Consider the following 11622-nt stretch of genomic DNA (forward strand, 5'->3'; position numbering starts at 1 on the left):
TTATGCTCCTGTTACCCAGTCAGAGAACTTTTGAGAAAGAATGGATCGATTAAATTGTTCTTTAGCAACTTGCTGACCATTTTTACCCATCTGATTGAGCTGCTCACGTTGATCCGCAGCTTGTTCCAGCGCATCAGCAAAGGCTTTTGGATTTTCAGGTGGTACAGCAAATCCACATTGTTCCTTTGTAATTAACTCAGCTAACCAACCCGGATAGTTATTCAGGACTGGTAAACCTGCGGAAATATAGTCAAAGAATTTGTTAGGAGATGTACCATAATAAAAAGCTGGAACATTCGCTAAAATTTGCAAACCAATATCTGCGCTTGCCATAAGACCAGCCAACTTTGCTTTGTTAACGGGATCATGAAAAACTACATTATCTAATTGAAGCTTTTCAGCTCGCTCCATCAATGCTTTTTTCTGCATACCATCACCTACAAGAACAAGTTTAATATCTGTTCTTTGACGGTCTTTCAATTCTACAGCTACATCTAACACAGCATTCAAGCCATTTGCTAAGCCATGCGTCCCTGTAAAAATTGCCATCAAGTCTGCTGCTTCTACGCCTTCAGGGCGCCATGGTTGGTGATCAGAAGCAAAAATGTCTAAATCACATCCATTAGGAATAGAGGCTACTTTGTCTGGTGCAACACCACGTTTGATTATGCCATCCACAATTCCAGGGGATAGACCAACTAAACGATCAGCAGAATGATAAGAAGTCCACTCAAGTACTGACATCATCCATAAAACAATAGGGTTTTTTATTACACCCATAGCTTTCGGAAGCTCAGGCCATAAGTCACGCACCTCAAAAACAAAAGGTTTTCGACGTAACCATTTAGCAAAAATACCTGGAATGCCTGCTGTTAAAGGTGTAGTTGTTGCAAAAACAATATCGTATTGCTCTGTCAAAGCAACTTTAATTGATTTAAATGCAAAACTTAAAAAAATTAGAATTCGTTTTAAAAACGATAAACTATTTGAATAAGGCAATTCAAATTCAATAATATCAATACCATCCACTACACCACGGCGCACCCCCTTATTAAAAGGTTGGGTTAAACCAGTCTGTCCAGCACCAAAAGAACCACAAACCATAGTCACTTGATGCCCATTGCGAATCAATGATTGAGCCATTGCATAAGAACGAATCCCAGCTGACCCTTTTGGCGTAGAAAAATGTTGATGGAAATATAAAATCTTCATGTTATATCTTTAATTACGGTAAAAATCTTAGTCGGTTGTGTTGCTGTAATTTCTAGAACAGGTAATTTAGTCTTTTGATAATAATATCTCGACTCTTCACCCTCTGTGAGATGAATAGAAATTGGATGCTCAGCTTCTAAAATTATCTCAACTTGTCCATTGGTTAAAATATTATTGTTTAATATCCAGTGATCCGGTTGTAAACGCCAACGTAAAATAGCTTGCTGCTGAAAACCAGAAATATTATCTACTACTTCTATTTGATTATCTGTTAATAAAACTTTACGGTGGTGTTCACATTGCCAATAGTCTTGGTAGCCACAACCAAACTCATATGGTTTATAAGTTAAATTTTTTGGAGTAATCCACGCACCAAACAAGAAGCGACTTAAACGTGGCATTTGTTGGTGTTTATCAAACTCAACTGTATTGTGACTTGCAACGCCTGAGAAATAATCTAAGTCTTTTGGTGATGAATTATAACTATATGTACCACCATCTCTTAATATATTCTGACCTTTAAACCAGACATCTAAATGCAATCCATCACACTGGCTTGGACGAAACTTAAATTTCGGCAACTTGAAAGCAACAAAGAAATTATTATTTTCAGAGGTAATTAAACCACTCTCATTGAAAATTTGGTTTCGTGAAGGCAATTTAAAGTTTTCTTTTTCCAATTTATGTATGTGGAAAAAGTCTAAACTTTGATCATAAGTTCCTAAGTCTTGATAGTAACTATGCTTGTGGAATAAGGTACTAGCCAATTGAACTGTTGGTCTAAAATCACGATAATCGGTCTGGCTTACAGGAATAAGTTTAGCGCCATCGTTTGCTCCTAGATTAGGAACATCACCATTAGCCTGAGTTAGTACATATAACCAGTCGGTAGCTTTTTGCAATTGAGCATATAAACTTTTTGAAAAAGGCTTTAGGTTTAATTTCTGACATACAATTTCAGCTAGACAATACGAATCCAGCATCACTCGATGATAATTAATTGAGTATTGACTAAAGCCACCATCTTGCATGATAAGCTTGTTTGCCCTATTAACTAACCATTTCTCACCTAATGCTTGCCATTTTTCATATTGTGACGAAGGTTTATTCGCATTTAAGAGTGCTCCACCTATATAAAGTGCAGCTGCCTCAGATGTCCCATGATTATTATCTTGAGCAATTGCATAATCAATAGTTGGTTCAATACGTTTTAAATGAACTTCAATAAAACTTGAGATGTTATCATTTAATTGATTAATTTCTCCTAAGCCAATAAGTGCACTAATAATATGCATGACACGAATAGATGCTTCCTGTCCACATTTCCAATTTGGCCCTAAATAAGCAGGATTATTATTGCACCAATCATTCAACCATAAATCGAGTTGAACCAATGCTTGACCATTCCTTACCCTACATTCTTGCAAAACAAGATCAATGAGCCAATCAAAACGTGAAGCTTCCCATATACCTTTAATATCCCCTACCTTTTCATCAAAATCTGGGATTTGATACCATGGCTTCTCTATATGTTGAAAAGTGTGCTGAGTTAAAGGACTATAAAACCAATTCGGGAATTGCCCCGCCAATGGATATTTTAAATATCCAAAGGCAGTTAAAGTTGATTTGACTGGTATATTAATTTGTTCAGATTGTCCACTTTGACTAAAGAAATAGCCCGTTGGCAATTGTGCAGACAGCTTTTGAACAGGATTCAGTCCTGTTTTTACACCCACACGGTATTTAAAAACTCTAAACAAATTAAACAGCCCTAATGCAAGAGCTGTTTGACCTTTCATGATCAAACTCATGTTTGTGCTCTTAAAATTTCAGCAACCTGAATAGTTACCCTAGCTACTTCAAAAATTTCATCAGCTGGGATAGGTGTTTCTTTACCATTACGGATACTTTCAACGAATGCCGCTGCGCAAGCATCCTGACCTTTATCTTGTCGCCATAAATTCATTTTATTAAACCCTGGCCAACCAAAAGCTTTAAGTTTTCTAAAGTTATCTAATTGCAACACGCGGCCTGCTGTAAATACTTCCACACGCTCTTTAGGAAAATTTGAAGCTCCATTTGCTAAATAGAAAATTGTTCCAAAAGAACCATCTTCAAAACCAAGCGTAATTGAAGCTTTATCCTCTAGAACCTGTACCGCATCAGTTTCGCCCATACGTCTAGCTTGTACAGAAACAATTTTGGAACCTGCCAAAAAACGCATAAGGTCAATAAAATGGCATGCTTCACCAATAATACGCCCTCCACCTACAGCATTATCTTGTGTCCAATGATCTGCAGGAATAGCACCAGCATTCATAGTCATAATAAAGCTTTTCGGTTCTTTTACTGTATTAAGCAAAGCTTTCATTTTTTGTACTTGTGGTGAAAAGCGACGGTTAAAACCAACCATAACACGAGCATATTGATTACTGTGTATATTATGGTTGTAAACAGCTTCTACCTTTTCTATTTCTTCATAAGTAAGTGCTAATGGCTTTTCAACAAAAACATTCTTACCTGACGATAGTACTTTTTCAACAAAATAAGCGTGACTATTGTGACGTGTAGCAATGGCTACAGTATTAATATCTTTATTATTTAATAATCCCTCAATATCTGTAGAAGCTTCAGAAAATCCAGTTTTTTCGCCATGGATTACGCCATTAATACCGCCAGAAGTCACAATGGTATGTAGTTGAGAAGAAGCCTTTTTAAAAGCAGGGATTAAGATACGAGAGGCATAGTTACCCGCACCAATAAAACCAACCACAGCATTCTTTGGCTCAATTAAAATTGGACGTAAAACTACTCTTTTTTCTAAACGGCTTTCTACTGGAGAGGTATATTTTAATAAAAGCCCTAATCCAGATTTATCTTCAGTAAGTGCATCATAAGCTTTCGGCGCATCTTCAAATTGAAAGCGCTGAGTAATAAGCGGCTCTACATTTAATGTACCAGCTGCCAACATATCTAACACTGCAATAAAATTACGCTGTTCAGTCCAGCGAACAAAACCTACAGGATAATCATTACCTTTATCTTCATATTCAGCATCATAGCGTCCTGGTCCATAAGAACAAGAAACTTGGAAGCTTAGCTCTTTTTCATAAAAATCTGCTCGGTTAAGCTCCAAACCAGTTACACCAACTAAAATAATACGGCCACGCTTTCGGCTCATACGTGCCGCTTGTGTTACTGGATCACTCACTTTTGTCGATGCCGTAATAATTACACCATCTACACCAACACCACGGCTGAAAGCTAAACCTGCTGCCACAGGATCTTCACCTATACCAGGATTACACACCTCTGCACCAAATTTTTTTGCTAGCTCTAGTTTACTTTGGTCAAAGTCGATTGCGAGAACGCGACAACCATTGGCTCTTAACATTTGAATAGTTAACAAACCAATCAGACCAGCACCAGTTACAACAAAGCTTTCACCTAAGGTTGGCTGAGCAAGACGAATACCTTGTAAACCAATACTAGCAACTACCGCAAATGAAGCAGATTCATCATCAACATTATCTGGGATTTTTGCACAAAGATTTTTGGGTACCTTAACCATATCAGCATGAGGGCCGTTGGAAACGACACGATCACCAACTTGGAAACCATCAACTCCAGCACCTACTTCCTGTACGAGACCGACATTACAGTAGCCAAGAGCTAAAGGCTGAGCTAATTTCGATTTAACCGCATCATAAGTAGTTAGCAGCCCATCAGTTTGTACTTTCTCAAGCACCATTTTCACTTTTTCTGGTTGTTGGCGAGCTTTATCAATTAAAGAAGCTTTACCAAAACCCACTAACATCCGCTCTGTACCAGCGGAGATTAGAGAAGTGGTAGTTGAAATAAGTAAATGACCTTTTGAGCATTGGGGTACAGGAGCTTCGGTCACAGTCGTACCACCATTTGCCATATCTTGAAGAATTTGTTTCATTAATAACTTCCTAAATATTCATCAATTTTTTGACTGAGATCATCTTTTTCTAAATTAAACAACATAACATTATCCGGTCTTGGTACTACATCCGATGCTAAAACAGGTGCACCGAAATATAATGCTTCTCTCAAACTTACAGAGTCACCATCTGTAGTTGTCGCACGAATAAACAATTTCGTTACCTCCAAAAGAGGCCATATTTTCTTCTCATTCTCTAAAAAGAGAAGATTGTCATATTTACCAGTAAGTGAACGTACCTTTGTTCTTATTTCTTGACTAAAACTAGTTTCTGGATAACTTGCAATAGCAATAAGGAAATAATCATTTTTATATTTTGGTGCTAATTTCGCAAAAATATCTATTAAAGAATCTAATGTATAAATATCAGCTCCTTTAGAATCTAAATTTGGCTGAAATGCACTAGTTAATATGATTTTCCTTTGCTGATTTTTTAATGTTGTCTTATATAAATCCAATAACTTTGGATCATACGTATATAAAATATCTTTTAATTCGGCTTTTGCAGGAGGCAAAAATGCAGAAACAGTTTCAAACTTATCATTAATATCTTGAAATCTATTAAATATTTTATAATTCTCCTTAAGATGCTCATTAACTAACATAATATTTTTACACTTAAGAAAAAAATTTAAATAGATATTCTTTTTCCAATTCCTTAAAGAAGAAAAATGTCGACTAGAGTTATGATCATAAAATATGACTGTTTGATATTTTGCAAGGAAAGAAGCCAACAAAATCAACAGAAAATTAGAAGCACTCAAATGTTTAATTGATTTAGACCTTAATACTAAAAGTATTTTAAATAGGTTCTTTTTATTCGGCTCAATTAAAACAAAATTAACATTTGGAAAACTATTAGTTAATTGTTCTAATTTACGTTGATTAAAAACAGTAACACCACCTATAGGTGAAGGAAGTTTACCAATAAAATATATTTTATCCACTTAATTCCCACCTGCTCTTAATTTCCCAACTCTACAAAAAACCAAAATAGCTACTAAAACTACAACACTAAGAATAAAAAACGTTCTGAAATTACTAATCATATCATTCCTTAAAGTAAAGGAAAAACAGAAGATATATATTGTACCCAGCAAAACTCCAAAAGAAGATTTATTATAAAACTTAGAAAAGAATACAAGTAAAAATGCAAAAACAACAGGTCCTAATATATTAAAATTCATCATGGACTCAAGAATCGCATTAAAAGCTAATCCACCACCTGAGCTATAAATATCCGGATAAAATTCTTTTACAAAGTTAACTGAGGGTGAAATAGGTCGGTTAGGAAAAATAAATGTTGGAACAATCTGTACAAATGTTTCTAAATAAGTAGGATGCATTTGAACTGAAGAATATTTAGAAAAATAGTCATTCCAAATAATACTAAATGCTCCAAATTCAGATTTATCAGGACTAAACGCTGTACCATAGTCTAATTCACTTAAAATATTGCCCCATTGAGAAACACTAGTGTTTCTTAAATACCCATAAAGCCACATTAATAAAGCAAATATAAATCCATATCCAATATAGACAGGGTTAATGCGTCTTTTGACATTAATAGTATAAGCACAAATAATAAACAACAATATTGCTAGTTTTCTATCACCTAGAATTAAAATATCAGTCGCGGAAAATAAAATTAAGGGCAACAACCAAAAGAATAAAAACTTCCCTTTCTTTTCCTCAATACAAATAATAAACCAAATATAAAAGACAGAAAAAGAGTAAACAAAAAGTTTGTAAACATCGAAAAAAGTAGATTTTGACTTATAAATATCTGCACGCGTTACTGCTCCAATATCTAGTGAAAATGACATCGAAACCATAGTAATATATATAAGTACAATCGCTCCATATATTAAAAAAACAATAGTTGGATTAATTTTTTTCCTAAAATCCAATTCAATAGTTTTAATTCTATTTAAATATGAATCAAAAAAAATAAAAGAACCAAAAAAAATAAAAGAATATAATATTAAGCTAGCATTAGTTTTTTCCAGAAAAAAACTATAGTCTTTATAAATAAATGAATTATATATTGCTGTTAAGAAATAGGGCAACGCTGTTACAAAAACTATTGTACTCGGTGCAAGAATACCGCTTTTCTTTATTTGAAAAAAAGTAAGTAAAGCAATAAAAACAAGAGAGAAATTTAAAAATAAATCTAGACTATCCAAACTTATGAGAAGCCATAAGAGACATATCATTACAAGTGAGATTACTCCCCAAATAAATGCGAATCTATTCATTTTAACCTCTTAACATACTTTAAAATGCTATAAAAATTTACAACATAAATAAGCAACATAATTATCAAAAATAAAATAATAAAATATAAAAAAGACAATTTTGCAAAAAAGGCAATTAACGGTAAAATTATCGCTACAGAAATAAACCTAGTTACTTCAAAACCTAAAGCTTTATTAACCTCTCCCCACAATGGATACAAAGTAGTTAAAGGTTGTAATAAAGCATCAATAAAATAGTAGACAAATAGCAAGGACAACAACCAAGAAAACATTAACCATTCTCGGCCAAAAAACATTATTATTATATATTTTGAGCAGAATACCAAAAATACTAACAAGGATAAAAAAACACCAGTAGCAATCAACACATTTCTTGTCGTTAATACATGTTCAAATAATTTTCTAATTTTTCCTGGATCACTATATTCACCATTAAAAAGTATTAAAACATTTCTTCTAACTAAAGAAAATGGAACTGCCATCGTTTGAGAAAATAAAAAATACGCACCAATTTGGCTCTTATCAAAAATATACCCACCAAATAGAACAGGTATTACAGGAGTTGAGTACTGTATAAATGTAAGAAAGGAATTTTTTAAACCTTCTCCCAAATTTTTACGAATAAAAATTTTAAAATTCTTATAATTAAATGATAAGTTATTTCTAATCAACCAAAAAAATAGAAGTGAAATAATTAATTGAGGAAAAATATTTGCTAACAACAACCCTTTCTCAGAAAAATAATAATAAAAGCCCACAATTAATATAATTTGAAGAATTAATTGATTTGTCTTATAAAAAATAAATTTTTTATAGTCTTTTATTAATATAAGATATTGACTTAGTAAATTAAAAAAACTCAAACTCAGACAAAATAATAACAAATAGGTAATACTATATTTGAAAGAAAAAATACTATTAGCAATTATAGTGCATAGAGATAATAAAGAAAAAATTAAAAGACTAACAACTATGGCATTAGAAAAAAATTCTTTTTTTTCCTCTTCGTTTACTCTATCACTCAATACAATATAATCAAATCGCAAGGCAGCAACAATTGAAAACACTGAAGCAAAACTTAAGTACCAACCTAACTCACCGAATACTTCTGGCTTATAAAGTCGTGAAGATATCATAACAGATACTGCTACGAGTAACTGTATAATTATCCCTCCTGCTATAAGTTTGGATAAAATCTTCATACACTCTATCTATTCTTTATAAACTTAAGTGGATTACCCGCATGTATTTGCATTGATGGAATTTCTATACTTTTTACGATAGATTCAGCACCAATAATTGTACCTTTGCGAATTATAGTATTTAGAAAAATACTAGAACCACGACCTATCCACACATCTTCTTCTATTAAAATTTCACCCCTCTTCATCCCTTGTTTATTTATTGGCTCAGTTTTATCAAATAAGTGCTGTGCATCTCTGATAGATACCCACTCTGCAATTAGAGTATTATTCTGTATTTCAACCTTATTAATTGCAGAAATTACAACTCCTTGTGTCATTTTCACATAATCACCTATTATTAATTGACCTAATGGTGGTATATCAAAATGACTAAAAGCACCTATATCACACTTTTTACCAATCACAATTCCTTTATGTGGAGGATATTTGAAAATAACGTTCTTCCCGACTTTAGGAATACCTTTACAAACTCCCCCACATAAATGGATAAGCAAAAAAAGTTTTAGACCTCTATAATAATCCCCTAGCCTAAAAAAAAATTTGAATAGGTTATACATTTATAAAATGCCTTTCGTATCTACAATATAGGAAAAAGAGAGGTCCATATTTTTAAATTCTTTGTGATCAACCAAGATTAAATGGATGTCTGCTTGCTGATGCTGTTCAACAGAAATCAGTTTAATATTTGAAGGAAGCTGGCTTGGGAGTTCATTGATATTCGGTTCTATTGCAAGGATATTAAAACCTTGTTCTGCTAATTTCTTAGTAATCTCTAATGCTGGACTCTCACGAAGATCATCAATATCAGGTTTAAAAGCCAAGCCATAGCAAGCAATCGTTACATCTTGAATAGTCTTAGTTGAATTCGCTTGTAAAAATTCGGCAATTTTAATTTTAACTTGATCAATGACCCATTCAGGTTTTGCATCATTTACTTCACGTGCAGTGCGAATCAACCGCGCTTGCTCTGGTGTTTTAGCAACGATAAACCATGGATCAACAGCAATACAGTGGCCGCCCACGCCTGGGCCTGGTTGTAAAATATTTACTCGAGGATGACGATTTGCTAGAGATATTAACTCCCAAACATTAATATCCAACTTATCACAAATAATAGAAAGCTCATTTGCAAAAGCAATATTAACATCTCGGAAAGAGTTTTCTGTTAATTTACACATTTCTGCAGTGCGTGCATTTGTTTCTATACACTCACCTTTGACAAAAGTTTTGTATAGCTCACAGGCTGCTTTTGAACAACGCGGTGTCATACCACCGATAATACGGTCATTGCTAATCAGCTCTTGTAAAACCTTACCTGGTAATACTCGTTCTGGGCAGTGTGCTACTAAAATATCTGCTTCTTCACCTTTTTGCTGAGGAAAACTTAAATCTGGACGTGCTTCGCTCAACCATGCTGCCATTTGTTCCGTGGCTTCTACAGGAGAGGTAGATTCAAGAATAACAAGATTACCTTTTTTCAGAAAAGGAGCTAAAGCTTTGGAAGCTGCTTCAATATATTTTAGATCAGGCTGATAATCATCTTTAAAAGGAGTAGGAACTGCAACTATATATGCATCTGCTTCTAATGGTGTAGTTTGAGCAGACAATTTCCCTTGTGCAACAACATCACGTACCAATGCATCTAAATCAGGTTCAACAATGTGTACTTTTCCTTGGTTAATCATATCTACAGCATGTTGGTTAACATCCACACCCGTAACTTTTATTCCATGCGCTGCAAAAGTCGCTGCTGTTGGCAAACCAATATAACCTAAACCGATAACACAGATATGTTTAAATGACTTATTCATATTCAAATACTTTAAATTAAAATAATAAAAAAATTAATTTCTTTTTAAGAAATCAATAATTTGCTGACAAGATGTACCGTCACCATAAGGGTTATGTGCAGCAGCCATAGCATTATATAGTGAGGTATTTTCCAATAACTCCGACACCGATTTTTCAATTGTACTCACATCAGTACCAACTAAACGCACAGTGCCCGCATCAACAGCTTCTGGTCGTTCAGTAGTATCACGCATAACCAAAACAGGTTTTCCAAGCGAAGGAGCTTCTTCTTGGATACCACCTGAGTCAGTCAGGATAAGATAACTACGGTTCATTAAATATACAAATGGCAAATAGTCTTGGGGTTGAATTAAAAAGATATTATCTATACCTGATAGCAATTCATTTACAGGCTTTTGCACATTAGGGTTCAAATGAACTGGGTATACAATTTGAATATCACTATATTTTTTTGCAAGATTAGCTAATGCAGTACAAATATTTAAAAAACCTTGACCAAAGTTTTCGCGTCTATGGCCTGTAACTAAAACTAGCTTTTTACTTTTATCAAGAAATTTAAATTCTTGCTCGAACTTCTGAATTAAATCTTCATCTTGTTCAACTTTATCTTTCACTTGCAATAATGCATCAATAACTGTGTTTCCAGTCACAATAATTGTTTCTGGATTAACATTTTCTTTAATTAAATTTTGATAAGAAGAGTTCGTAGGCGCAAAATGATAATTTGCCAAAACACCTGTAAGTTGGCGGTTCGCTTCTTCGGGCCATGGAGAGTAAAGATCGCCTGTTCTTAAGCCAGCCTCAACATGCCCAATTTTAATTTTATGATAATACCCAGCCAATGAAGCAGCAAATGTAGTAGCCGTATCACCATGAACTAAAATAATATCTGGCTTCCATTGTTCAAAAACTTGCTCCAAGCCTTTGAGTACTCCTGAAGTAACATCAGATAATGTTTGTCCTGGCTTCATTAGATTTAAATCAAAATCGGGTTTTAAATTAAAGAGCTCTAAAACTTGATCCAGCATTTGACGATGTTGCCCAGTTACACAAACTTTGGTTTCGAAGTCTTCAATATTTTGCTGTAATTTTAAGGCCAATGGCGCCATTTTTATTGCTTCTGGTCTTGTTCCAAATACCAATAAAACTCTTTTCACCTGAACTAATT

At 33.9% G+C, this 11622-nt stretch carries 9 protein-coding genes; all 9 read right to left on the reverse strand.

Translation table 11 applies throughout. The annotated features are described in order from the left end of the window. From AC2117_RS18420 to wecB, 9 genes are read right to left on the reverse strand one after another with little or no spacing between them, the layout of a single operon-like run. Positions 1-1212 carry a glycosyltransferase family 4 protein gene (locus AC2117_RS18420; protein WP_080026080.1) on the reverse strand — a complete coding sequence of 404 codons (1212 nt, stop codon included), beginning with the start codon at positions 1210-1212 and terminating at the stop codon, positions 1-3. Beyond that, positions 1209-3023, reverse strand: a complete 1815-nt coding sequence (locus tag AC2117_RS18425) for a heparinase II/III family protein (protein WP_133975997.1) — start codon at positions 3021-3023, stop codon at positions 1209-1211. The genes AC2117_RS18420 and AC2117_RS18425 overlap by 4 nt, the downstream gene beginning before the upstream one ends. Beyond that, on the reverse strand, positions 3020-5158 hold the full coding sequence (locus tag AC2117_RS18430; protein ID WP_133975999.1) for a bi-domain-containing oxidoreductase: 2139 nt from the start codon (positions 5156-5158) through the stop codon (positions 3020-3022). The genes AC2117_RS18425 and AC2117_RS18430 overlap by 4 nt, the downstream gene beginning before the upstream one ends. Further along, entirely contained in the window at positions 5158-6126 is a 969-nt protein-coding gene (locus AC2117_RS18435) for a glycosyltransferase (RefSeq protein WP_133976001.1), read from the reverse strand. Before AC2117_RS18435 ends, AC2117_RS18430 begins: the two co-directional genes overlap by 1 nt. Next, on the reverse strand, positions 6127-7437 hold the full coding sequence (locus tag AC2117_RS18440) for an O-antigen polymerase (protein WP_133976003.1): 1311 nt from the start codon (positions 7435-7437) through the stop codon (positions 6127-6129). It abuts the gene before it with no gap. Beyond that, complete coding sequence (locus AC2117_RS18445; RefSeq protein ID WP_133976005.1) at positions 7434-8639, reverse strand: hypothetical protein; 1206 nt, start codon at positions 8637-8639, stop codon at positions 7434-7436. The genes AC2117_RS18440 and AC2117_RS18445 overlap by 4 nt, the downstream gene beginning before the upstream one ends. A gap of 5 nt (positions 8640-8644) precedes the next feature. After that, on the reverse strand, positions 8645-9199 hold the full coding sequence (locus AC2117_RS18450) for an acyltransferase (protein ID WP_133976007.1): 555 nt from the start codon (positions 9197-9199) through the stop codon (positions 8645-8647). Continuing rightward, positions 9200-10453, reverse strand: coding sequence for a UDP-N-acetyl-D-mannosamine dehydrogenase (gene wecC, locus AC2117_RS18455; RefSeq protein WP_133976009.1), 1254 nt, complete (start codon positions 10451-10453; stop codon positions 9200-9202). Between the two features lie 33 nt (positions 10454-10486). After that, on the reverse strand, positions 10487-11611 hold the full coding sequence (gene wecB, locus AC2117_RS18460) for a non-hydrolyzing UDP-N-acetylglucosamine 2-epimerase (protein WP_045437383.1): 1125 nt from the start codon (positions 11609-11611) through the stop codon (positions 10487-10489). Positions 11612-11622: the final 11 nt, after the last annotated feature.

The sequence above is a fragment of the Acinetobacter calcoaceticus genome (genome assembly GCF_900520355.1).
GTDB lineage: Bacteria > Pseudomonadota > Gammaproteobacteria > Pseudomonadales > Moraxellaceae > Acinetobacter > Acinetobacter calcoaceticus_C.

Coding starts and splice junctions, on each gene's coding strand:
- AC2117_RS18420 (WP_080026080.1), bottom strand. CDS start 1,212: ATGAAGATTTTATATTTCCATCAACATTTTTCTACGCCAAAAGGGTCA.
- AC2117_RS18425 (WP_133975997.1), bottom strand. CDS start 3,023: ATGAGTTTGATCATGAAAGGTCAAACAGCTCTTGCATTAGGGCTGTTT.
- AC2117_RS18430 (WP_133975999.1), bottom strand. CDS start 5,158: ATGAAACAAATTCTTCAAGATATGGCAAATGGTGGTACGACTGTGACC.
- AC2117_RS18440 (WP_133976003.1), bottom strand. CDS start 7,437: ATGAATAGATTCGCATTTATTTGGGGAGTAATCTCACTTGTAATGATA.
- AC2117_RS18445 (WP_133976005.1), bottom strand. CDS start 8,639: ATGAAGATTTTATCCAAACTTATAGCAGGAGGGATAATTATACAGTTA.
- AC2117_RS18450 (WP_133976007.1), bottom strand. CDS start 9,199: ATGTATAACCTATTCAAATTTTTTTTTAGGCTAGGGGATTATTATAGA.
- wecC (WP_133976009.1), bottom strand. CDS start 10,453: ATGAATAAGTCATTTAAACATATCTGTGTTATCGGTTTAGGTTATATT.